Source organism: Bradyrhizobium sp. SUTN9-2, from assembly GCF_003122645.1.
Taxonomy (GTDB): domain Bacteria; phylum Pseudomonadota; class Alphaproteobacteria; order Rhizobiales; family Xanthobacteraceae; genus Bradyrhizobium; species Bradyrhizobium yuanmingense.
This window is the reverse complement of sequence record NZ_LAXE01000001.1, coordinates 5,296,163-5,317,581: the sequence shown is the minus strand read 5'-3', so window position 1 is coordinate 5,317,581 and position 21,419 is coordinate 5,296,163. Positions and strand designations below refer to the sequence as shown.

Sequence of the window (21,419 nt, the reverse complement as noted above, 5' to 3'; positions counted from 1 at the left end):
CGGACCGGTGTTCAGCCGGTCCGCTTTTTTGTGGGCGCAAGGTCACGCTCCCAGCCGAACACCGAACGGCCATCGAGCTCCGGTGAGGCCGCACGCTCGCCGGCGATGAAAGCATCGACTGAGGGGCCGCGCGCGGTCCTCTCCAACCGCCGTGCCTGGTCGTCGAGGCGTTTGATCGCCTGCATCTCCTCGTCGCGTCCGAGCTTCGCGTTTCGGATCGCGCCCTTCAGCACCCGGATGGTCTCGTCATAGGCCTTGATCGGAACGGGGTAGGGATGCCGGTCCTTGCCGCCATGGGCGAGCGAGAAACGGGCGGGGTCGGTGAAGCGATAGGGCGCGCCGTGCACGACCTCGGCAACCATCGCGAGCGAGCGCACCGTGCGCGCGCCGACGCCCGGCGTCAGCAGCAGCTCCGGAAAATCCGCCGGGCCGCGTTCGGCTGCGGCGGCGAGCGTGCCGTGCAGGCGGCGCGCGAACACGTCCTTCGGCCGCACATCATGATGCGCAGGCATGATCAGATGCGGCAGCATGCCTTGCGCCGGCGTGGACGGGGTCCCCGCGAGCCGCTCGAATTCGGAGACGATGCGATCCGGGCCGAGGTCGGAGAGCAGCTCGAGCTGTGCCGTCCGAGACAGATCGGCGCGATGATCGGTGAGATTGACGATCTCCCCCTGCTGCGGCCCGTCGATTGCGCTGTGCGGTGTATCGACAAAGCTCTTCAGTGCCTCGGAGTGCCAGTGATAGCGCCGCGCCTGCCGCTTGTCGCCGTTCATGCCCTGCTGCACCACCGTCCATTTACCCTCAGTGGTGACGAAGAAGCCGTGCAGGTAAAGGTCAAAGCCGTCCTGGACCGCGGCGCTGTCGACCTTGGCGACCAAACGGCTGGCCCGGGTCAGCTTGACGCCGTCGAATCCGACGCGGTCGCCGAGCTGCAACAGCTCGTCCGGCGTCTTGCGCGAATGCTGACCGCGACCGCCACAGACGTAAATCCCGAGCTCGTCCTGGAGCGGTCCGAGCCCGCGCTTCAGCGCGCCGATCACGGAGGTGGTGATGCCGGAGGAGTGCCAGTCCATTCCCATCACGGCGCCAAACGACTGGAACCAGAATGGATGCGACAGGCGCTGTAGAAATGCGTCGCGGCCGTAATGATGCACGATCGCCTGGGTGACGATCGCCCCGAGCGAGGACATGCGACTTGCCAGCCAGGGCGGAACCCGCCCGGTGTGAAGAGGAAGATCGGCGCTGCCGGTTCGTCGAGTCATGGCGACAAGCCTAGCGCAGCTCAGCGACGGTTGCACCTGCGGGATGCTGCATTGCACGGGGCGGGGGAGCGAAGCCGGCCGGGATGCGTTGTGCGGGTTGCGTGAATGCAATGATGGGGACGATCCATGGATTGGCAGGCTCTGACGGCCGATATCGACAGGATGTTCGGCTGGATACCGTCATGGTTCATCGGCCTCACCCTGGTTGCCGGCGCGATCCTTCTTGCCCTGCTCGCCTACCGGGTCGCCACATGGCTGCTCAACCGCGCTTTCGGAACGCGGCTTCCGCTCTTGAGTGTGTTCATCGAGCGCACGGCAGGCCCCGCGCAAATGGCGCTTTGCCTTGCCGCCGTCGCAATGGTGCTCCCGCTGGCGCCGCTCGACGATACGATCCGCACTCCCCTGACGCGGCTGTTCGTCGTGGCCTTCATCGCGCTGATCGGCTGGATCTCGATCCGGATCGTCGACATGAGCGCGGCGCGCTACTTGCAGAACTTTCGCGATGTCACCGAGAATTTCGTCGCGCGCAAGCATGTCACGCAGGTGCGCGTGTTCAAGCGCGTCACAGACACCATCATCGTCATCATCACGGTCTCCGCCGCGCTGATGACGTTCGACTCCGTGAAGCAATACGGAGTCAGCCTGTTCGCCTCCGCAGGTGCTGCCGGCATCATCGTCGGCCTTGCCGCGCGCCCGCTGCTGAGCAATCTGATCGCCGGCCTGCAGATCGCGATCACACAGCCGATCCGCATCGAGGATGCCGTGATCATCGAGAACGAATGGGGCTGGATCGAGGACATCGCCTCGACCTATGTCGTGATCCGGCTGTGGGATTGGCGCCGCATGGTGGTGCCGCTGTCCTACTTCATCGAAAAGCCGTTCCAGAACTGGACGCGCGACACCGCATCCCTCATCGGCGTCGTCGCGCTGCATGTCGACTATCGCGCCGACGTCCCGCGCATCCGACGCTGGCTGGAGGAGGCGGTGAAGCAGTCGAAGCTGTGGGACGGGGAGGTGGTGAATCTCCAGGTGATCGATGCCGATTCGCGCACCATCGAGCTTCGGGCGCTGGTCAGTGCCAGGAACGCACCGCAGTCGTGGGACCTGCGCTGCGAGATCAGGGAGAAGCTCATCGCCTTCATCCGCGACGAGATGCCGGAGGCGCTGCCGCGCGACCGCGCCATCCTGATCCCGTCGGGAGACGGAGAGGGCGATCTCGGACTGCGTCCCGCACCGCCGGAGAAGATGCGGGCGAGCGCCAGTCACTGAACGGCGCTTACGCGCCTGCGCCGTCCCGCCATTGCCACGTTCTTGTTGACGAGACCTGATCTTTTGTACGATAGTACAAATCTCATGGTACGCAAGCCCACCAGCAAGGAAGCGGCCCGCAAGCCGAACATGCGCGAGGCGATCCTCGCCGCCGCGGAGGAGCTGTTCGCCACCAACGGCTTCAATGCCGTATCGGTGCGCGACATTGCGCAAGCTGCCGGGGCAAATCCGGGCAGCGTGACCTATCATTTCAAGACCAAGGACGGTTTGCTGCTGGAGATCTACCGGCGTCATTGCGGGCCGATGAATCTGCGCCGTTCCGAGCTGCTCGCGGCCGCAAAGCGCGTGCGCGATCTCCAGGACCGGCTGGAGGCGATCGTTCGGGCCTATGTGGTGCCGGCCTTCACCTCGGGCAGCGATCTCGCCGGCGGCGGGGCGCGTTTCACGCGGCTGCGCGCGGTGATGTCGGCGGAAGGTAACGAGGTCGCGCGAAAGATCATCGCGCAGACCTTCGACGACACCAGCCACGCCTTCATCGACGCGGTGCACGAGAGTCTGCCGCACATTCCGCGCACGGACATCGTCTGGCGCAGTCACTTCCTGCTCGGCGCACTCTATTATTCGCTGGTGACGCCGGAGCGCGTGTCGCGCCTGTCGCGCGGCGAGGCCGACGGCAGCGATGCCGCTTGCGCCATCGAACAATTGGTGCAGGCCACCGTCGCCGCCTTCCAGGCGCCGGCGCTGGATGAGGCCGCGCCGGCGCGGCGGCGGCCGGTCGTCGCCGGCAAGGCGTGAAACAAGAAATCTCGCTTCGGCGGTTCACCTCATGACGATGATGTACACGCCGACCATTCCACCGCCCGATCCGAACACGCGCACGCCGAAGTTCAGGCTGCCGCAGCTGTCGTGTGACGCGCATTGCCACATCTTCGGGCCCGGCGCGAAATACCCTTACGCGCCGGAGCGTTCCTACACGCCGCCGGATGCGCCGCTGGAGGATTTTCGCATCCTGCATGCCAAGCTCGGCGTGGAGCGCGCCGTCATCGTCAATGCCAGCGTGCACGGCACCGACAACAGGGTGGCGCTCGATGCGATCGCTGAGAGCAATGGCGCCTACCGCGCGGTCGCCAACATCGATGGCGCCGTCACCGAGCGCGACCTGCGCGTGCTGCATGAGGGCGGTTTTCGCGGCTGCCGTTTCAATTTCGTCCGCCATCTCGGCGGCGTCCCCGACAAGCGCGTGTTTGACCGCATGGTCGCGATGGTCACGCCGCTCGGCTGGCACATCGATCTGCATTTCGATGCGATCGATCTGCCCGAATATGCCGACATGCTGACAAGGCTGCCCCTGACCTACACCATCGACCATATGGGCCGGGTGAAGGCGGCAGACGGGCTCGACCAGTTGCCGTTCAGAATCCTGATCGAGCTGATGCAGCGCGATGACAAGTGCTGGGTGAAGATCTGCGGCTCGGAGCGGGTGTCCTCTATCGGTCCGCCGTTCACCGATGCGGTGCCGTTCGCGCGAAAGATCGTCGAGACCGCGCCGGATCGCGTCATCTGGGGTACGGACTGGCCGCATCCCAACATCAAGGTGATGCCGAATGACGGCGATCTCGTCGATCTGATTCCGCTGTTCGCGCCGGAGCCGGCGGTGCAGACGAAGATTTTGGTCGACAATCCCGCGCGCCTGTTCGGGTTCGAGGCGTGACGACGTCATCGCGACCGGCACGCTGCGCGGACATGCGTTGCGGGCGCCGGCGGATGCATACCAAGGAAAAGGAGTAGCCCATGAAAACAGGCCTCGTCGTCACAGCCCATCCCGGCGATTTCGTCTGGCGCGCCGGCGGCGCCATCGCGCTGCACGCGAGGAAGGGCTATCGGATGAAGATCGTGTGCCTGTCCTTCGGGGAGCGCGGCGAGAGCCAGTTCGCCTGGAAGGAGCAGGGCGCGACGCTGGAATCGGTCAAGGCCGGCCGCAAGGACGAAGCGGAGCGGGCAGCCAGGCTGCTGGGTGCCGAAATCGAGTTCTTCGATTGCGGTGACTATCCGCTGAAGCTCACCGAGGCGCATTTCGACCGCATGGTGGATATCTACCGCGAGCTCAATCCGAGCTTCGTCCTGACGCATGCGCTGGAAGACCCCTATAATTTCGACCATCCGAACGCGGCGCATTTCGCGCAGGAGACGCGCGTGGTCGCGCAGGCCATGGGCTACAAGCCCGGCGCGCCGTACAAATATTCGGCGCCGCCGGTGTTCCTGTTCGAGCCGCACCAGCCCGAGCAGTGTAACTACAAGCCCGACACCATTCTCAAGATCGACGAGGTCTGGAAGGAGAAATACGAGGCGTTCCAGATTCTCGCCGCGCAAAAACATCTCTGGGGCTATTACGAGCGCGTCGCGCTCAACCGCGGCATCCAGGGCAGCCGCAACACCGGCGTGCCCATGACCTATGGCGAGGCCTATCAGCGCCTGTTCCCGACGGTTGCGGACGAGCTGGCATGACGCCGGTCCGCAACATCAAGCTGAAGGCCGTGCTCGGCAGTCACCACCATGTGCAGGCGGTGAAGAGCGGGGCGCTCCGTTCCGACCTGTTCGATCTCGATTTCATCGAATACACGCCGACCAACACGGCGTTCAAGCCGATGGTGCGCGAGCAGGCCCTCGACGTCTGCGAGATGGCGATCGTCACCTATCTGATGGCGAAAGCGCACGGCAAGCCGCTGGTGCTGCTGCCGGCGACCATGCTCGGCCGCTTCCAGCATTCCTACGCTCTCTATAATCCCGCGCATGGGACGCTCGGGCCCACTGATCTCGAAGGCAAGCGCGTCGGTATCCGCTCCTTCACGACCACGACGGGCGCCTGGATCAGGGGCATCCTCGCCAACGATTGCGGCGTCGATCTCGACAGGATTCGCTGGATCACCTTCGAGGATCCGCATGTCGCCGAATATGTCGACACCACCGAGCGCGCGCCGAAGGACAAGAAGATCCTGCAGATGCTGCGCGACGGCGAGCTCGATGCCGTTCTGGGCGAGACCTCCGATGATCCCAAGCTGAAGCCGTTGTTTCCCGATCCGGCCGCAGAGGCCGCCCGATGGTATGCGCGGCGCAGCGTCGTGCCGGTCAATCATCTCGTGGTCGTGACCGAGAGCCTCGCGAAATCGCGCCCCGACGTGGTCGCCGGCGTTTATGATCTCTTGAAGCGGAGCAAGGCGCAGGCAGGGCCGTCGGCAACGCCCGACCTCGTTCCGTTCGGGATCGAGGCCAACAGAAAACCGCTCGAGCTGATCATCGACTACGCATTCCAGCAGGCGCTGATCCCGCGCCGCTATGCGGTCGATGAGCTCTTTGACGAGACGACACGAGGACTGAACTGATGGCAGGTGATCCCAGGCGCTGGCAGATCGGGTTGGTCGGCTATGGCGAGGTCGGCAGGATTTTGGCCGAGGATTTGCGCCAGCAGGACATCAAGGTCTCAGCCTACGACATCAAGCTCGGAGGCGAGCAGGGCGCGTCGCTGCAAGAGCATGCGGCGAAATTCGGTGTCGCTCTTGCAACGTCCCACGCCGAGCTGACCGCGAAATCCGACTTCATCATCTCCGCCGTCACGGCGAGCCAGGCCGTGCCGGTCGCAAAGGCCTGTGCGGCAGCGATCAATCAGGGCACCTGGTTTCTCGATTTCAACTCGGCCTCTCCCGGCGCCAAGCAGCGCGCGGCAGGGCTGATCGACGGTGCCGCCGGGCGTTATGTCGAGGGCGCGGTGATGACCTCGGTGCCGCCTTATCGCATCAAGGTGCCTTTGCTGCTCGGCGGACCCGGCGCGAGGGAGCTCGAGCCGCTTCTGAATACGATCGGTTTCGCGGCCAAGGTTGCCAGTGACAAGCTCGGCGTGTCCTCGGCCGTCAAAATGTGCCGCAGCATCATGATCAAGGGCCTGGAGGCCATGGTCATCGAGAGCTTCACGACGGCGCGTGCCTATGGCGTCGAGGATGCGGTGCTGCCTTCGCTTGCGGAAACGTTCCCCGGGATCGACTGGGAGGAGCTGGGCGCCTATTGCTTCCAGCGCGTGATCGAGCACGGCCGCCGCCGGGCCGAGGAGGTGCGCGAGGTCGCCGAGACCGTGCGCGAGGCGGGGCTGACGCCGTGGTCGGCGCAAGGCACGGCCGAGCGGCAGGCCTGGATGGCCGATCTCGCCGATGAGGGGCTGTTCGGGTTGAGGGGCAGCAGCGAATTCGCCCGCAGTGCGGACTGGCGCACCGAGGCGGACCGGATCCTGGCGAAGATCAATCGGACGAAATAGTCAGCTCAGGACCGGGTCGCGGGATTCGAAGCTCCCGACCTGGTCACGCGCGCGTTCGATGAGGTCGATCAGATTGCGGGATTTACGGACGAGCTGCTCGGTGGCCGGCTGGGTGCGGAACTCCGCCAGCACGGCGCGAACGCACTTGCTGGCGGCATCGAGCGTCCAGAGCGTACGGTTCACGTCGGCCTGCGTCTGGATGGCCGAGATGTCGAGGCCCGAGAGAACGTGGCCGATGCCGTCCAGCCGCTTCACCGCCGTATCGGTCGGCGTTCGGGCGTGGACGGAATCATCGATGCTGCTGAATGCGCTGAACAGACTCATACTTCCCCACTGAACGCAGATTGTCAGTGCACGTCCTAGTTACGGCGGCGCGGCCTGCCTCGCAATGCGTTGAGCTACGGTCCGGGATTCTACCGAACTCGGGTCGGCGCGGACCGGCGGTAAAATCGAACTGCCGTGGCCCCGCGGCCGATCAGGTCGTGCGCGCGATGCCCGAAATATCGGCCGCGAAACGCGCTCAGCTCTTGAACAGGGTCGGCCGCGGCCGTGCAAATGTCTGCCGGCCGCGCTTGAAGCCCATCAGGACGTCGGGCAGCTCGGCGATCGCGAGTCGGCTGTCCCTGGTATCGAGCACGATCAGATCGGCGGGATTGCCGACCTCGATGCCGTAGTCGGCGAGGTTCATCAGCCGGGCCGGCAGCTCGGTCACGAGGTCCAGGCAGGTGTCGAAGTCGCTGACAGAGGCGTGCGCGACGTTGGCGTAGAAGTTCGCCATCCGCAGCAGCGAGGCATCGCCGAACGGCGTGAAGGGATTGAGCACGTTGTTGGTCGCGACCGAGCAGAGCACGCCGTCGCCGGCAAGCTTGTGGGCGAGGGTCAGCCCGCGCGGCGCGTTGTGCGTGGCCTCGCGCCCCATCAGATAGAGATCGGTCGCGGGCAGGACGGTGACCGCAACGCCTGACCTTGCCAGTTGCGCAGTGGCCGCCTTCATCCGTTCGCGGGGCAAGGCCGACAGTTTCGTGGCATGGCCGATCGCGACGCGTCCGCCATAATTGCGCTGCTCGGTCTGGCGACAGACCTCGTCGAGATGCCACCAGGAGGGATCGAGGTCGAAGTCGAGATGGAGGTCGACGTCGATGTCGAATTCCCCGGCAAGGTCGAAGATGCGCGCAAGGTGCGCGTTCGGGTCGGTGTCCATGTAGGGGCAGCCGCCGATGGCTTCACCACCCTCGCGAAGCGCCTGGATCAGCAGCTCCTCCGCTCCGGGATCATTGGTGAGGCCTTCCTGCGGGAAGACGCAGAGCTCGAGATCGATCGCCCAGGCGTAATCGCGCTTCAGCGCCTTGACCGCCTCGAAGCCGCGAAGGCCGATGCGAGGGTCGATCTCGACATGCGTGCGCATGCGCGTCGTGCCGTTGACGATGGCGCGTTCGAGCACTCTTGCGCCGCGTGCGTAGACATCCTCGATCGTGAAATCCTTCTTCATCGCGGCGACGGCGCGGATCGCCTCCGAGACGCTGCCGTGATCGTGGCCGCAGCGGCCGAGCAGGCAGGCCTTGTCGAGATGGATGTGGGTGTCGACGAAGCCGGGCAGGGCGAGGAGGCCGCCGAGATCGACGTCGGCGGCCTCGCAGGCCAGCTTGGGCGCGATCGCGGCGATGCGGCCGTCCTTCACCCCGATATCGACCGGTGCGGCGGAAGAGCGCAACAGCGCGTTGCGGAAGATCAGGTCGAAGGTGGCTTGGGTGGTCATGGCGTTGGATTCAGCCGTGGCAGCCTAGCGGAAGCCGTGGGGGCGGGCAGCTCCAGATTGTGTGCAATGCTGGGGCTGGATTGTCCAAAAATTGTGCATGCACTTTGAGGCCCGGATTGTAAGATAGCGGCATCCGGAGAGAATCCCGCGATGTCTACTCCCGCAAAATCCGAAAGCCCGATGACCGACGCCGAGATTGTCGAAGCCTATCTTACCGCTTCGATGATACCGGATCCCGACGCCGCTGCGGCCTATATGAAGCCGGGCACGGTGATCACGTTCACCGGCGGGCGCGCGTTCGACCATCCGCGCGGGCCGACCGGCTTCAACGCGAAGCGCTATCGCTGGGTCAAGAAGAAGATGGACCGCTTCGACGTCTGCCCGGGCGCGGATGAGACCGTCGTCTACAGCGTCGGCACGCTCTATGGCGAGTGGATGGACGGCACGCCGTTCGAGGGCAACCGCTACGTCGATCGCTTCGTCGTGAGGGACGGGCAGATCGTGAAGATGGATGTCTGGAACGATAGCGCCGAGCGCATCCTCGTTCAGCGCGGGATCGAGGCTTAGCCCCTCCGCGCGATTTTCGGCAGCTTGACGACGCGATTGCTGGTCACCTCGTCCGCATAAGGGGCGAGGATGTCGAGTAGATCGCGGCCACGCTGCGGAGTGGGAGCGACCAGCGCACGATTGGCCACCGAATCCAGGTGATGATGCATCAATTCCATCACCTTGGCCGCATCGCCCTTGGCGAGCGCCGCGATGATGGCGCGGTGCTCGTTGATGGCGCATTCGGTGGAATGCGGCCGGCTGTACAGCGACAGCGTCAGGCAGCAGCGATAGGCGACCTCGCTGACATAGCGCACCAGAATCGGGCTGTTCGTCATATGGGCGAGCAGAATGTGGAATTCGGTGGCGAGTCGGATCGACACCGCATCCGTGCCGCCGCGGGCGCGATCCTCGGCGTCGACATGGGCGTTCAGCTCGGCGATCTGCGCCTTGGTCAGCTTGCCCGCGAGCTGGCGCACGACGAGGCGTTCGAGCTCGATGCGGATGTCGAAGGCATCGCGCGCCTCCTGCCAGCTCGGCGTCGCCACCACGGCGATCCGGTTGCGGCGGAGCTCGACGAGGCCTTCCGCGGCGAGTTGGCCGAGGGCATGGCGGGCAATGGTGCGGCTGACGCCGAAACGTTCGCCGAGCGCATCTTCCGGCAGCTTGGCGCCGGGCTCCAGCGCCTGCTCGATGATGGCGCGCCGGAGCGCGCGGCAGATCACGCTGACCTTGTCCGACGATTCAGAAGTCTTGCTGCTGGCGCGCGCCGCCATCGGCGAATCCCATGGGAGTGACATCTCTCTTTAGCACAGGCTCGCGCCGATTCAGCGCTCCAATTGCATGCAGTTTGGCCTCCGGACTGCCTAAATCGAATCCGGCGGTTTGGCGCGGGTTTCGGCTAGGCCATTGATTTCGCGGGGCTCGATCGCTGGCATCCAGCTTGCATGCACTTTTTTCTGTGATGCGCATGCAACCCAACGTCCAGTTCGACGGCCAGCCCGTTCCCGAAGGCTCTGCGACGACCGCTATCGAGCTGTCGGAGGCCTCGGTGACCTTCGGGCGCGGCGACCGCGCCGTGCCTGCTTTGTCGAAGACCACGCTCAAGATCGCCGACGGCGAGTTTGTCGCATTGGTCGGCCCATCCGGATGCGGCAAATCGACCATTTTGCGGCTGGTCAGCGGCCTGGTGCAGCCGACCAGCGGCGTCGTCATCGTCGGCGGCCGCGAGGTGGCGGCACGGGCGATGCGGGTCGGCATGGCCTTTCAGAACCCGACCATGCTGCCGTGGATGACGATCGAGCGGAACATCATGCTGCCGCTGAAGATCGTCGAGCCGTTCCGCTCGAAGTTCCGCAAGCTGCGCAAGACCGAATTCCGCGACAAGGCCAATGCGCTGCTGGAGCAGGTCGGCCTCAAAGGGTTCGGCAACCGCTATCCCTGGCAGCTCTCCGGCGGCATGCTCCAGCGCGCCAATCTCTGCCGTGCGCTGATCCACGAGCCGCGCATGCTGCTGCTGGATGAGCCCTTCGGTGCGCTCGACCAGTTCACGCGCGAGGAGCTTTGGGCGATCCTCCAGAATCTCTGGATGACGCACAAGCCGACGGTGCTGCTGGTCACGCACGATCTGCGCGAGGCCGGCTTCCTTGCCAGCCGCATCTGCGTGATGAGCGCGCGTCCCGGCCGCATCCTCGACGACAGCCGCGTCGACTTCGCGCGGCCGCGCACCGTGGCAATGACATTCGAGCCGGATTTCGTCGCGCTGAACCAGAAGCTGCGCGCCTTCATCGAGGATGCGCGCAGCGCGGCCCAGCAGGGAGCAGGCTGATGTTCGGGATCGATGTCAGGCAGAAAGCGTGGTCGGTGGGACTGATCGTGCTGTTCTTCGTCGGCTGGGAGCTGTTCTGCCTGATGACCGGCATGTCCGACCTGGTGCTGCCGCGCCCCTCGCAGGTCTTCGTGACGCTGGTCCAGCGGTTCCCGGTGCTGTGGCCGCATATCGTGCAGACGCTCGCCACCACCATGCTCGGCTTCGTGCTTGGAGTCGCGCTCGGCGTCGCCCTCGGCGCGATCATCGGCGTGTCGAAGACGGCCTACGACACCTGCTATCCGCTCTTGATCGGCTTCTCCTCGATTCCCAAGGTCGCGGTGGTGCCGATCTTCGTGCTGTGGTTCGGCTCCGGCACCGTGCCGGCGGTGCTGACCGCGCTGTCGATCTGCTTCTTCCCGATCGTCGTCAACATCGCGACGGGCCTTGCCACCACCGAGCCCGAGCTCGAGGACGTCTTGAAGGCGCTCGGCGCCAGCAAGCTCGACATCCTCTGGAACGTCGGTCTGCCGCGCACCATGCCGTTCTTCTTTGCTTCGCTCAAGGTTGCGGTCTCCTACGCCTTCGTCGGCGCGGTGCTGTCGGAGACGGTCGCCTCCAACCGCGGTATCGGCAACGTCATGATGACCGCGTCCTCCAATTTCAACGTGCCGCTGGTGTTCGCCGGCCTGTTCGTGCTCGCCGGGCTCGGTGTCGCGCTCTACGTCGTGTTCTCGCTGATCGAAGGGCAGGTCACCGGCTGGGCCACGCGCAAGAACGACGTGATCGCCACCTGATTTCTTGAACCGTCACGCAACGAAGCTGAGGAGGTCTCGATGTTGAGGAAGTTAACCGCCGCGCTGCTGGGATTGGCGCTGTCTGCAGGCGCCGCCACCGCGCAGGAGACCACGATCAAGTTCACGCTAGGCTGGAAAACCCAGGGCAGCGACGCTGCCTTCTTCTATGCCAAGGACAACGGATTCTTCAAAGAGGAAGGCCTCAACGTCGTCATCGATCAGGGCGAGGGCTCCGGCGCCACCGTCACGCGCGTGATGTCGGGCGCCTATGACGCCGGCTTCGGCGACGTCAACGCCATCATCCAGAACGCCTCGACCAAGCCGCAGGAGGCGCCCGTCATGGTCTACATGATGTGGAATCAGCCGCCGTTTGCCATCGTCGCCAAGAAGAGCAGCGGCATCAACACCATCAAGGATTTCGAAGGCCGCACGCTCGGCGGTGCGCAGGGCACGCCGACCACGCGCTTGTTGCCGGTGTTCACCCGCAAGAACGGGCTCGACGGCGAGAAGATCAAGATCTCCAACATGGCGCCGAACCTGCAGGAGCCGATGCTGATCAAGGGCGACATCGATGCGGCCCTCGTCTTCAACATCACCAGCTATTTCAATCTGGTGCTCAACCGCCAGGATCCGGACAAGGACTTCAAATGGTTCTCCTTCGGTGAATATGGCCTCGATCTCTATTCCAACGGCGTGATGGTCTCCCGCAAGCTGATCGCCTCGAATCCGAAGGCCGTCGCGGGCCTGGTGCGCGCCATCAACAAGGGTGCGATCGCGATCGCCAAGGACCAGAATGCCGGCATGAAGGCGGCGCTGAACTACGACAATCTCATCAACGCCGAGGTGGAGAAGCGCCGGCTGCAATATTCCTTCGAGAAGCTGATCGTCTCGCCGGAGATGAAGGAGATCGGCATCGGCGACATCAAGGACGACCGGATGACGCGCGCGATCGGCATCGTGGTCGAGGGCTATCAGCTCGCCCGTGCGCCGACGCCGGCGGAGGTGTTCTCGCGCGAATTCCTGCCGCCGCGCGCGGAGCGGGAGCTCGTGTACACTGCCAACTGAACTTGGAGGTCAGCCATGGCCGCGGAGGTCTCGGCAACCAGCCTGTTCCGTGGCCCTGACCGTGGCGTCAGCGAGAACGTCGTGCTGCGGCACGACGAGGGCGTCATCACCGAAATCTCGGGAGGAGCGGGGCCGGCGCCTCGCTCCTTCGTCATCCCTGCCTTCGTCAACGCCCATGATCATGCCCGTGCCACGGCGTCGTCCTTCGGTGCGGTCGGCATGCCCCTGGAAAGCTGGATTTTGCGAACCGCGCTGGGCTCGCCGATCGATCCCTATCTGACGGCCGTCTCGGCATTGGCCCGTTCCGCCAAGGCAGGCTGCGCGGCGATGATGGTCCATTACACGCGTCCGAGCGGGACGATGCCGCTGCTGGACGAGGCCAAGGCCATCGCGAAAGCCGCATCCGACGTCGGGATTCGCATGGCGTTTGCAATGGCGGTGCGCGACCAGAATCCCATCGTCTACGGTGATGCCGAGCCGTTGCTGTCGGGGCTTGCCGGGGACGATCGCAAGACCATCGAGGATCTCTTCGTTCGCGCGCCGATGTCGCCGAAGGCCTATATCGAGCTGACCGACGCAATTGCCGCAGCCATCGCCGGACCGATGGTCGACGTGCAGCTCGGGCCGGCCGGTGTGCAATGGTGCTCGAAGCCGCTGCTGGAGGCCGTCGCGGAGAACTCCGCGCGGTCCGGTCGCCGCATTCACATGCATCTGCTGGAAACTGTGTACCAGCGTGCCTGGGCCGACCAGCACTTTCCGGAAATGGTGCGCTGGCTTCGCGATGTCGGCTTTCTCTCCGGGCGGCTGACGCTGGCGCATTGCATTCACGCCCGTCCGGATGAGCTGGAGATGATCGCCGCCTCCGGCGCGCGCATCGTCACCAATTTCAGCTCGAACATGCATTTGCGCTCGGGCCTCGCCCCGATCGCCGCTGCGCACAGATGCGGCTGCGCCATCACTGTGGGCGTCGACGGTCTGGCGCTGGACGAGGATGACGACATCCTGCGCGAGATGCGGCTGGTGCAGATGGTTCACGGCGGGCTCGGCTTCAAGGCGACATGGACGCCCGCCGAGATGTTTGCGCTCGCCATCCGCAACGGACGCCATGCGACCGGGGCGCCCGGGAATGGTGAGCTCGCGGCGGGCAATCCCGCCGACTACGTCGTGATCGATCTTGACCGGCTCGATCGAGACCAGATCATGCCGGTCGATCCCATGGCGCTGCTGTTCGCGCGCGGCAATGCGTCGCTGGTGAAGGAGGTGGTCGTCGCCGGCAGGACGATCGCGCGGGACGGGGTCTGCACGGGCGTCGACCTTCCGGCCATCGAGCGCGAATCGCGGGCGATGTACCGCGCCAATGTCGGCAAGCTCGACAGCTTCCGGCGGATGTGGCCGTCCCTGTCGGATCGGTTGAGCGGCTGGTTCGAGCAGCAGCTGACCTGCGAATGACGCGCCGATGGGGGCGCCGCGACGGAATGCATATCAAACAGCGATAGCTGGTAGACGCAGCCTGGTCTGGCGCATGACCGACCTCTACGCTATCAGCTCCTCGACAGCTCGACACCAATCCCCTTCGAGGAGCCCCTGATGCGCCTACCGACCATTTTCCTGGCCCTGACATGTCTTGCCGGCGCAGCTTCGGCCGAAGAGCTCACGGGCACGCTTCAGAAGGTCAAGGAGACCAAGAAGATCACGCTGGGCTATCAGGAGGCCTCCGTCCCATTCAGCTATCTCGACGGCAACCAGAAGCCGGTCGGCTTTGCCATGGACATCTGCCTCCGTATCGTCGAAGCCGTGAAGAAGCAGCTCGGCATATCAGACATTTCGGTCGAGACTGTCGCGGTGACGTCCTCGAACCGGATTCCTTTGATGGTCAACGGCACGCTCGACCTGCATTGCTCGGCGACCACCAACAATGCCGACCGCCAGAAGCAGGTCGCCTTCACCAACACGCACTTCCTCAGCGCGACGCGGTTCGCGGCCAGGAAGGCGGCGAGCATCAAGACCATCGACGATCTCAAGGGCAAGGCGGTCACGGCGGTCGCGGGATCTGTGAACCTGACGCAGCTCGCCAAGGTCAACACCGAGCGCAATCTCGGCATCAACATCATGCCGGCCAAGGACCAGGCCGAGGCGTTCCTGCTGCTGGAGACCGACCGCGCCCAGGCCTATGCGCTCGACGACGTCCAGCTCGCGGTCGCGATCGCGCGGTCGAAGGAGCCGCAAGCTTACATGATCAGCGAAGAAGCGTTCTCCAAGCCTGAGCCCTACGGCATCATGCTGCGGCGGGAGGATGCGCCGTTCAAGGCGCTCGCCGATCGCGCCACCGCGGAGCTTTATGCCAGCCCCGAGATCGAGGTGCTCTACAGGAAGTGGCTGCAATCGCCGACGCCGCCGAACGGCCTCAACTACAACGTCCCGATGTCATCAGCCTTGCGCAACGCCTTCAAGAAACCGAGCTCGAGCGCCGATCCTGACGTCTATGTGGTGAACTGAAGCGAAGGAAGAGCGCCTTTCTTACGCGTTCGAGTATTTCTTCAGCTCGAGCCGCGCGATCTGGTTGCGATGGACCTCATCGGGTCCATCGGCAAGTCGCAGCAAGCGCGCGGTGGCGTAGGCCTGCGTCAGGCCGAAATCGTTCGAGGTGCCGCCGCCGCCATGGGCCTGAATGGCCCAGTCGATGATCTGACAGGCCATGTTGGGCACGGCGACCTTGATCATTGCGATCTCTGCCTTCGCCACCTTGTTGCCGACCGTGTCCATCGCATGGGCCGCGTTCAGCGTCAGTAGCCGCGCCTGCTCGATCATGATGCGCGCCTCCGCAATGCGCTCCTGCGTCACCGTCTGCTCCGAGACCGGCTTGCCGAAGGCGACCCGGCTCCGCACGCGGCGGCACATCTTCTCCAGCGTGCGTTCGGAAAGGCCGATCAGCCGCATGCAATGATGGATGCGGCCGGGCCCGAGACGGCCCTGCGCAATCTCGAAGCCGCGGCCCTCGCCGAGCAGCATGTTCTCCTTGGGCACGCGCACATTGGTGAACACCACTTCGGAGGCGCGGTCGGGCACGCCGTAGAAGCCGAACACGGGCAGGGGACGCTTGACCTCGATGCCCGGCGTGTCCATCGGCACCAGGATCATGGATTGCTGCTTGTGACGGTCGGGATTGTCGGGGTCGGTCTTGCCCATGAAGATGCAGATCTTGCAGCGAGGGTCGGTCGCGTTGGTGGTGTACCATTTGCGCCCGTTGATGACGTAATGGTGGCCGTCCCGTACGATCGAGCTCTCGATGTTGGTCGCATCGGATGATGCGACCGCCGGCTCGGTCATGGCGAAGCAGGAGCGGATTTCGCCCGCGAGCAGCGGCTTCAGCCAGCGCTCCTTGTCCTGCTCGCTGCCGTAACGCTCCAGCACCTCCATGTTGCCGGTGTCGGGCGCCGAGCAGTTGAAGACTTCAGGAGCAAGGTGCGAACGGCCCATCACCTCGCACAGTGGCGCGTATTCGAGATTGGAGAGGCCCGCGCCGTGATCGCTCTCGGGCAGAAACAGATTCCACAGCCCCTCCGCGCGCGCCAGCGGCTTAAGCTCCTCGACGACCGGATAGACCTTCCACGGCCCGAGCTCTTCAGCCTCGCGGTAGAAGCGCTCCTCGTTCGGATAGATGTGCCGGTCCATGAAGCTTTCGAGCCTGCGCTTGAGCTCGACGACTTTCGGCGACATCGGATAGAGCATTTTCTGGTCTCCTTGATCGACGGCGAGCGGGTCACGCGACCCGGTACTCTTTGAACCTATCGCGCAGAGCGGATTTCAGCACCTTGCCGGTGCCGGTCATCGGGAATTCGTCGAGGAATTCGACGGCGTCCGGCAGCCACCAGCTCGCGATCTTCGGACGCATGTGCTCGAGCAGCGTCTTGCCGTCGACGGTCGCTCCCTTCTTGCGGACGACGAGGAGCAGGGGGCGCTCCTGCCATTTCTCGTGGCTGATCGCGACGACGGCCGCTTGCAGCACGTCGGGGTGGGAGAGGGCGATGTCCTCGAGCTGGATCGAGGAGATCCACTCGCCGCCGGACTTGATCACGTCCTTGGATCGGTCGGTCAGCGTGACGTGGCCTTGTGGGTCGATCACGGCCATGTCGCCGGTGATCAGCCAGCCGTCGCGGTCGAGGCCTTCGTCCAGCTTCATGTAGCCGGAGGCGACCCAGGGGCCACGGGCGCGCAGATGGCCGACGGTCTTGCCGTCGCGCGGCAGCTCGTTGCCGGCATCATCGACGATGCGCAAGGCGGTGCCGAAGCAGGCGCGGCCGGAGACCTGGCGCCGGTCGAATCTCTCCTTCTCGCTGAGGTGCTCCGAGCCGGGCCGCAGGCCCGGCATCGAGCAGCCCAGCGCCTCGGTCATGCCCCAGGCCTGGATGTAGTCGACATTGTATTCGCGCTTGAGCTTCTCCACCATCGCGCGCGGCGGGGCCGAGCCCGACGACAACGTCGCGCGCAAGGCCGAGAATTTGTTACCGGTCCGCCCGAGCCAATCGAGCAGGATCAGCCAGAAGCTCGGCACGCCCGCCGACAGCGTCACCTTCTCGCCTTCCAGCAATTCATAGAGCTTGTCCGGCTCGTAGTTGCGGCCGGGCAGCACGAGCTTCGATCCCGTATAGGGCGCTGTGAACGGCATGTTCCAGCCATTGCCGTGGAACAGCGGCGCCATCGGCATCATCACCTCGCGCACACCTTCGACATGTCCTGGCAGGAAGTCGAAATTGCAGCAGGTCATGGTCTGCAGGATCGCGGCGCGGTGCGAGTAGATCACGCCCTTTGGATTGCCCGTCGTGCCTGAGGTGTAGCAGATCGTGGAGGCGGACTTCTCGTCGAACTCCGGCCAGGCGAAGCCGGCATCGTTCTCGCGTTCCAGAAGCTCTTCGTAACAATGCACGTTCGCGAGCTTCGTCTCCGGCATCCGCTCGCGCGAGGACATCACGACATAGGCTTCGACCGTCGTTAGCTGCGGCGCGATCGCCTCCACGAGCGGCAGCGTGGCGCGATCGATGAAGAGCAGGCGGTCCCCGGCATGGTTGATGATGTAGATGAGCTGCTCGGGAAACAGCCTGGGATTGACCGTGTGCAGCACGTAGCCCATGCCCGGCGCGGCGTAGAACATCTCGAAATGCCGGTGCGTATTCCAGGCCAGCGTTCCGACGCGGTCGCCTTGCTTCATGCCGAGCCGCTTCAGCGCCAGCGCCATGCGCTTGATGCGCGGATGCGCGTCTGAGTAGGTGTAGCGATGGATGTCGCCCTCGATCTCGCGTGCGACGATCTCGGCTTCGCCATGATAATCGGCCGCATACTGGATCAGGCCGCTGATCATCAGCGGCATGTCCATCATCAATCCCTGCATGGTCTCCCTCCGGATGGTCACGTCGTTGCGTGGCTCGTGATTTGCGCTCGAGGTTAGCGGAAGGTCACGCAGCGTTCACGCAAAAAACAATCAGCGTGATTGCATGCCGCGCTTTTTCGGCGCTAACGTGCGGTGAGCTGCCGGCGAAGCAGCATGCGCGGGAGGAATCGAATGTCAGCGGAAAGACACAAGACCGATGCAAGCGGCGCTTCTACGGTCGATATTTCCGCCCTCCGTGCCCGTTATCGCGACGAGCGCGACCGCCGTCTGCGCGCCGAGGGCAAGGCGCAGTATGTCGAGGTTGCGGGCGAGTTCGGCCGTTATCTCGACGACCCCTGGGCCGATCCCGGATTTGCGCGCGCGGCCATCAACGAAGCGACCGAAGTGCTCATCGTCGGCGGTGGCTTCGGCGGCCTGCTGTGTGGCGCGCGATTGCGCGAGGCCGGCATCGCGGATTTTCGTATCGTGGAAAAGGCCGCCGACTTCGGCGGCACCTGGTACTGGAATCGTTATCCCGGCGCCGCCTGCGATACCGAGAGCTATATCTACCTGCCGTTGCTGGAAGAGACCGGTTACATGCCCGTGCGCAAATATGCCCGGGCGCCGGAGATCTACGAGCACTCGCGCCGCATCGGCCGCCATTTCGACCTGTACGAGCGCGCGCTGTTCCAGACCGTGATCTCGCGGATGACCTGGCAGGAGCATGAGGCGCGTTGGCTGGTCGAGACCAACAGGGGCGACCAGATCCGCGCGCGCTTCGTCATCCTCGCCGGCGGACCGCTCAGCCGTCCGAAGCTGCCGGGCATTCCCGGCATCGAGACGTTCAGAGGTCACAGCTTTCATACCAGCCGCTGGGATTACGGCTACACCGGCGGCAACGCGGATGGTGGCCTGACCGGTCTTGCCGGCAAGCGCGTCGGCATCATCGGCACCGGCGCCACCGCCGTGCAATGCGTGCCGCATCTCGGCCGCTCCGCCAAGGAGCTCTATGTGTTCCAGCGCACGCCGTCCGCAATCGGCGTTCGCGACGATCGTCCGACGGACCCGGCCTGGGCGCAGAGCCTCAAGCCAGGCTGGCAGCGCGAGCGCATGGACAATTTTACGGCAGTGATTTCAGGCGAGCCGTTCGAGCAGGACCTGGTGCAGGACGGCTGGACCGGCCTGCTCGGCGAAATCCTGCTGGCACCGCGCCGGCAAAAGCAGCCGGTGACCTCGATTGAGGAAGCGCTGAAGGTCATCGAGCAGGCCGACTACCGCAAGATGGAGGAGATCCGCGCGCGCGTCGACACCGTGGTCAAGGACGAGGCGACCGCGGCTGCGCTCAAGCCGTGGTACAAGGCGTTCTGCAAGCGGCCCTGCTTCCACGACGAATATCTGGACACCTTCAACCGTCCCAACGTGCATCTCGTCGATACCGGGGGGAAGGGCGTCGAACGCATCACCGAGAATGCCGTCGTCGCCGGCGGCAAGGCCTACGAGCTCGACTGCCTGATCTATGCCAGCGGCTTCGAGGTCGGCACCGATTACGCGCGCCGAATGGGCTTCGAGGTCTATGGCCGCGACGGCAAGAGCCTGTCCGAGCGCTGGCAGGACGGCGTCAAGACGCTGCACGGCTTCTACAGCCGCGGCTTTCCGAACTGCTTCCTGATCGTCACCGTGCAGGCCGGCCAGAGCGCCAATTTTCCGCATATCATCGACGAGCAGTCGCAGCACATCGCCTATGTCATCAAGCAGGCGCGCGAGCGCAACGCACGCACCCTGGAGCCGACGCTTGCGGCCGAGAACGCCTGGGTCGAGGAGGTCGTCAAGGCCGCGCTCGGTCGGCAGACCTATCTCGCCGAATGCACGCCGGGCTACTACAATAACGAAGGCGTGTTCGATCCGATCGCGGCAAGAAACAGCCAATATTGGCGCGGGCCGGTGGCATTCCTGCGGCTGCTCGACAAATGGCGCAAAGAGGGCAACCTGGAAGGCCTCGAATTGTCCTATGATCGGGCCATGGAGTCGGCGCATTCCAGCGGGTAAGATTGCGCCGCCGAGCGGTACAGGACAGGAGAGGTCGGGCATGATCAGGGGCAGGGCTGTTGCGGGAGCGGTTCTTGGCGCAATGACGCTGCTCGGTTGCCTGGCATCCTCCGCCGAGGCCGCGCAATGCGGCAGCTCGCCGGCCGGCTTCGAGGCCTGGAAGCGCGAGTTCAGCGCGGAGGCGCAGGGCAAGGGCATCGGCCCCACCGCGCTGTCGGCGCTGATGCAAACGAACTATGCCAGCGCCACGATCGCGGCCGACCGCGGCCAGCGCAGCTTCTCGCTGACGCTGGACCAGTTCCTGGCCAAGCGCGGCGCCACCACCATCGTCGCCAAGGGCCGGCAGCTCAAGCAGTCGCAGGCCGCCTTGTTCGCCTCGATCGAGCAGCGCTATGGCGTCCCGCCCGGGCCGCTGATCGCGATCTGGGGCATGGAGACCGGCTTCGGCAGCCAGCGCGGCAACCAGAACATGCTGTCGTCGATTGCGACCCTCGCCTATGACTGCCGCCGTCCCGAATTCTTCACCGACCAGCTCTATGCCGCCCTGAAGCTGATCGACCGCGGTACGCTGTCGGGATCGACCCGCGGCTCCATGCATGGCGAGGTCGGCCAGACCCAGTTCATGCCCAAGAGCATTCTGGCCTACGGCACCGGCAATCTCGAAGTTGCGGCCAATGCGCTGAACTCGACCGCGAATTTCCTCAAAGCCCATGGTTGGCGTGCGGGAGCCGGATACCAGCCGGGCGAGCCCAATTTCGCTGCCATCGAGGCTTGGAATGCCGCTGGTGTCTATCAGAAGGCGATCGCGCTGATGGGCCGGCAGATCGACGAGGGCGGGAGTGCCGCGGCCTCACGCTGAGCTCTTGCTCAGCGACGTGTGATGCGACGGCGAGAGAAAGTTGTTGCCTTCTGGAACCGACGGCACGAGGTTTGCTTTGATCAAGTTCAGGGCTGGGCATGAGGAGACTCAACATGGCTACCCAGATCGTGATGGACCAAACTGGCGATACGCGCCACGAGTTTGATCCTGGCAACGCCGAGGCGCTGGCGCGAGCCGAACGGCGCTTTCGTGAGCTGACCGGAGCGGGCTTCACCGCCGCGCTTCGAACCGGACCCGGCGAAGTGACCCGGATCCGATCGTTCGATCCGACCGCGCAGGAAACGCTGTTCTATCCCCGCCTGGTCGGCGGTTGATCTGAGCTG

At 64.7% G+C, this 21,419-nt stretch carries 21 protein-coding genes; 15 read left to right on the top strand and 6 right to left on the bottom strand.

From position 1 onward, the window contains the following. Nucleotides 1–11 precede the first annotated feature (11 nt). Nucleotides 12–1,262, bottom strand: a complete 1,251-nt coding sequence (locus tag XF30_RS24755) for a DUF763 domain-containing protein (RefSeq protein ID WP_109144112.1) — start codon at nucleotides 1,260–1,262, stop codon at nucleotides 12–14. Nucleotides 1,263–1,388: 126 nt separating this feature from the next. On the opposite strand from XF30_RS24755, the gene XF30_RS24750 reads away from it, so the two are divergent. From XF30_RS24750 to XF30_RS24725, 6 genes are all read left to right on the top strand, one after another. Then, a complete protein-coding gene (locus tag XF30_RS24750) occupies nucleotides 1,389–2,531 on the top strand; it encodes a mechanosensitive ion channel family protein (RefSeq protein WP_109144111.1) in 1,143 nt (380 codons plus the stop codon). Nucleotides 2,532–2,615: 84 nt separating this feature from the next. Beyond that, nucleotides 2,616–3,326, top strand: a complete 711-nt coding sequence (locus XF30_RS24745) for a TetR/AcrR family transcriptional regulator (RefSeq protein ID WP_036001304.1) — start codon at nucleotides 2,616–2,618, stop codon at nucleotides 3,324–3,326. A 31-nt stretch (nucleotides 3,327–3,357) separates the two neighbouring features. Next, nucleotides 3,358–4,242: an amidohydrolase family protein gene (locus XF30_RS24740; RefSeq protein WP_109144110.1), complete on the top strand. Its 885-nt coding sequence runs from the start codon at nucleotides 3,358–3,360 to the stop codon at nucleotides 4,240–4,242. A gap of 80 nt (nucleotides 4,243–4,322) precedes the next feature. Next, the gene (locus XF30_RS24735) at nucleotides 4,323–5,036 is read left to right on the top strand and encodes a PIG-L deacetylase family protein (protein ID WP_109144109.1); all 714 of its coding nucleotides are present in this window, start codon (nucleotides 4,323–4,325) and stop codon (nucleotides 5,034–5,036) included. Next, a complete protein-coding gene (locus XF30_RS24730) occupies nucleotides 5,033–5,911 on the top strand; it encodes a substrate-binding domain-containing protein (protein ID WP_109144108.1) in 879 nt (292 codons plus the stop codon). Before XF30_RS24735 ends, XF30_RS24730 begins: the two co-directional genes overlap by 4 nt. Beyond that, complete coding sequence (locus tag XF30_RS24725; protein WP_109144107.1) at nucleotides 5,911–6,834, top strand: DUF1932 domain-containing protein; 924 nt, start codon at nucleotides 5,911–5,913, stop codon at nucleotides 6,832–6,834. The genes XF30_RS24730 and XF30_RS24725 overlap by 1 nt, the downstream gene beginning before the upstream one ends. On the opposite strand, the gene XF30_RS24720 is transcribed toward XF30_RS24725, so the two are convergent. After that, nucleotides 6,835–7,158: a hypothetical protein gene (locus tag XF30_RS24720; RefSeq protein ID WP_085968782.1), complete on the bottom strand. Its 324-nt coding sequence runs from the start codon at nucleotides 7,156–7,158 to the stop codon at nucleotides 6,835–6,837. A 196-nt stretch (nucleotides 7,159–7,354) separates the two neighbouring features. Then, entirely contained in the window at nucleotides 7,355–8,590 is a 1,236-nt protein-coding gene (locus tag XF30_RS24715; RefSeq protein WP_109144106.1) for an amidohydrolase family protein, read from the bottom strand. A 150-nt stretch (nucleotides 8,591–8,740) separates the two neighbouring features. Here XF30_RS24715 and XF30_RS24710 point away from each other — a divergent pair, with 150 nt between their 5' ends. Then, nucleotides 8,741–9,157 (top strand): nuclear transport factor 2 family protein, encoded by a 417-nt coding sequence (locus XF30_RS24710; RefSeq protein WP_109144105.1) that lies wholly within the window; start codon nucleotides 8,741–8,743, stop codon nucleotides 9,155–9,157. Here the strand turns inward: XF30_RS24710 and XF30_RS24705 are convergent. Beyond that, nucleotides 9,154–9,912 carry a GntR family transcriptional regulator gene (locus tag XF30_RS24705; RefSeq protein ID WP_025035646.1) on the bottom strand — a complete coding sequence of 253 codons (759 nt, stop codon included), beginning with the start codon at nucleotides 9,910–9,912 and terminating at the stop codon, nucleotides 9,154–9,156. The two genes, XF30_RS24710 and XF30_RS24705, sit on opposite strands and share 4 nt — an antisense overlap. 194 nt (nucleotides 9,913–10,106) lie before the next feature. Here XF30_RS24705 and XF30_RS24700 point away from each other — a divergent pair, with 194 nt between their 5' ends. The 5 genes from XF30_RS24700 (at nucleotide 10,107) to XF30_RS24680 (ending at nucleotide 15,301) form a co-directional block, all read left to right on the top strand. Beyond that, on the top strand, nucleotides 10,107–10,964 hold the full coding sequence (locus XF30_RS24700; RefSeq protein ID WP_244609012.1) for an ABC transporter ATP-binding protein: 858 nt from the start codon (nucleotides 10,107–10,109) through the stop codon (nucleotides 10,962–10,964). Beyond that, nucleotides 10,964–11,740 carry an ABC transporter permease gene (locus XF30_RS24695; RefSeq protein ID WP_109144103.1) on the top strand — a complete coding sequence of 259 codons (777 nt, stop codon included), beginning with the start codon at nucleotides 10,964–10,966 and terminating at the stop codon, nucleotides 11,738–11,740. The genes XF30_RS24700 and XF30_RS24695 overlap by 1 nt, the downstream gene beginning before the upstream one ends. Nucleotides 11,741–11,779: 39 nt before the next feature. Further along, on the top strand, nucleotides 11,780–12,805 hold the full coding sequence (locus XF30_RS24690; RefSeq protein ID WP_109144102.1) for an ABC transporter substrate-binding protein: 1,026 nt from the start codon (nucleotides 11,780–11,782) through the stop codon (nucleotides 12,803–12,805). A gap of 15 nt (nucleotides 12,806–12,820) precedes the next feature. Next, nucleotides 12,821–14,254: an amidohydrolase family protein gene (locus tag XF30_RS24685; protein WP_109144101.1), complete on the top strand. Its 1,434-nt coding sequence runs from the start codon at nucleotides 12,821–12,823 to the stop codon at nucleotides 14,252–14,254. 138 nt (nucleotides 14,255–14,392) lie between these two features. Beyond that, nucleotides 14,393–15,301, top strand: coding sequence for an amino acid ABC transporter substrate-binding protein (locus XF30_RS24680; RefSeq protein ID WP_109144100.1), 909 nt, complete (start codon nucleotides 14,393–14,395; stop codon nucleotides 15,299–15,301). Nucleotides 15,302–15,322: 21 nt separating this feature from the next. Here the strand turns inward: XF30_RS24680 and XF30_RS24675 are convergent, their stop codons facing one another. Together XF30_RS24675 and XF30_RS24670 are read right to left on the bottom strand one after the other, a co-directional pair. After that, nucleotides 15,323–16,534 carry an acyl-CoA dehydrogenase family protein gene (locus XF30_RS24675; protein ID WP_057028872.1) on the bottom strand — a complete coding sequence of 404 codons (1,212 nt, stop codon included), beginning with the start codon at nucleotides 16,532–16,534 and terminating at the stop codon, nucleotides 15,323–15,325. A 31-nt stretch (nucleotides 16,535–16,565) separates the two neighbouring features. Beyond that, nucleotides 16,566–18,191, bottom strand: a complete 1,626-nt coding sequence (locus XF30_RS24670; protein ID WP_109144099.1) for a long-chain fatty acid--CoA ligase — start codon at nucleotides 18,189–18,191, stop codon at nucleotides 16,566–16,568. Between the two features lie 171 nt (nucleotides 18,192–18,362). Between XF30_RS24670 and XF30_RS24665 the strand changes: the two genes are divergently transcribed. The 3 genes from XF30_RS24665 to XF30_RS24655 all read left to right on the top strand — a co-directional run bounded on the left by XF30_RS24665 (nucleotide 18,363) and on the right by XF30_RS24655 (nucleotide 21,410). Then, entirely contained in the window at nucleotides 18,363–20,216 is a 1,854-nt protein-coding gene (locus XF30_RS24665; RefSeq protein ID WP_109144098.1) for a flavin-containing monooxygenase, read from the top strand. A 40-nt stretch (nucleotides 20,217–20,256) separates the two neighbouring features. Beyond that, on the top strand, nucleotides 20,257–21,075 hold the full coding sequence (locus XF30_RS24660) for a lytic murein transglycosylase (RefSeq protein ID WP_036001257.1): 819 nt from the start codon (nucleotides 20,257–20,259) through the stop codon (nucleotides 21,073–21,075). Nucleotides 21,076–21,188: 113 nt separating this feature from the next. Then, the gene (locus XF30_RS24655; protein WP_007592399.1) at nucleotides 21,189–21,410 is read left to right on the top strand and encodes a hypothetical protein; all 222 of its coding nucleotides are present in this window, start codon (nucleotides 21,189–21,191) and stop codon (nucleotides 21,408–21,410) included. Nucleotides 21,411–21,419 lie beyond the last annotated feature (9 nt).

Bases quoted from the DNA above. Each gene is read 5' to 3' on its own strand.
- XF30_RS24705 (WP_025035646.1), bottom strand. From the start codon at position 9,912: ATGGCGGCGCGCGCCAGCAGCAAGACTTCTGAATCGTCGGACAAGGTC.
- XF30_RS24680 (WP_109144100.1), top strand. From the start codon at position 14,393: ATGCGCCTACCGACCATTTTCCTGGCCCTGACATGTCTTGCCGGCGCA.
- XF30_RS24685 (WP_109144101.1), top strand. From the start codon at position 12,821: ATGGCCGCGGAGGTCTCGGCAACCAGCCTGTTCCGTGGCCCTGACCGT.
- XF30_RS24740 (WP_109144110.1), top strand. From the start codon at position 3,358: ATGACGATGATGTACACGCCGACCATTCCACCGCCCGATCCGAACACG.
- XF30_RS24725 (WP_109144107.1), top strand. From the start codon at position 5,911: ATGGCAGGTGATCCCAGGCGCTGGCAGATCGGGTTGGTCGGCTATGGC.
- XF30_RS24735 (WP_109144109.1), top strand. From the start codon at position 4,323: ATGAAAACAGGCCTCGTCGTCACAGCCCATCCCGGCGATTTCGTCTGG.
- XF30_RS24715 (WP_109144106.1), bottom strand. From the start codon at position 8,590: ATGACCACCCAAGCCACCTTCGACCTGATCTTCCGCAACGCGCTGTTG.
- XF30_RS24655 (WP_007592399.1), top strand. From the start codon at position 21,189: ATGGCTACCCAGATCGTGATGGACCAAACTGGCGATACGCGCCACGAG.
- XF30_RS24700 (WP_244609012.1), top strand. From the start codon at position 10,107: ATGCAACCCAACGTCCAGTTCGACGGCCAGCCCGTTCCCGAAGGCTCT.
- XF30_RS24755 (WP_109144112.1), bottom strand. From the start codon at position 1,262: ATGACTCGACGAACCGGCAGCGCCGATCTTCCTCTTCACACCGGGCGG.
- XF30_RS24745 (WP_036001304.1), top strand. From the start codon at position 2,616: ATGGTACGCAAGCCCACCAGCAAGGAAGCGGCCCGCAAGCCGAACATG.
- XF30_RS24690 (WP_109144102.1), top strand. From the start codon at position 11,780: ATGTTGAGGAAGTTAACCGCCGCGCTGCTGGGATTGGCGCTGTCTGCA.
- XF30_RS24670 (WP_109144099.1), bottom strand. From the start codon at position 18,191: ATGCAGGGATTGATGATGGACATGCCGCTGATGATCAGCGGCCTGATC.
- XF30_RS24730 (WP_109144108.1), top strand. From the start codon at position 5,033: ATGACGCCGGTCCGCAACATCAAGCTGAAGGCCGTGCTCGGCAGTCAC.
- XF30_RS24720 (WP_085968782.1), bottom strand. From the start codon at position 7,158: ATGAGTCTGTTCAGCGCATTCAGCAGCATCGATGATTCCGTCCACGCC.
- XF30_RS24710 (WP_109144105.1), top strand. From the start codon at position 8,741: ATGTCTACTCCCGCAAAATCCGAAAGCCCGATGACCGACGCCGAGATT.
- XF30_RS24665 (WP_109144098.1), top strand. From the start codon at position 18,363: ATGTCAGCGGAAAGACACAAGACCGATGCAAGCGGCGCTTCTACGGTC.
- XF30_RS24750 (WP_109144111.1), top strand. From the start codon at position 1,389: ATGGATTGGCAGGCTCTGACGGCCGATATCGACAGGATGTTCGGCTGG.
- XF30_RS24695 (WP_109144103.1), top strand. From the start codon at position 10,964: ATGTTCGGGATCGATGTCAGGCAGAAAGCGTGGTCGGTGGGACTGATC.
- XF30_RS24660 (WP_036001257.1), top strand. From the start codon at position 20,257: ATGATCAGGGGCAGGGCTGTTGCGGGAGCGGTTCTTGGCGCAATGACG.
- XF30_RS24675 (WP_057028872.1), bottom strand. From the start codon at position 16,534: ATGCTCTATCCGATGTCGCCGAAAGTCGTCGAGCTCAAGCGCAGGCTC.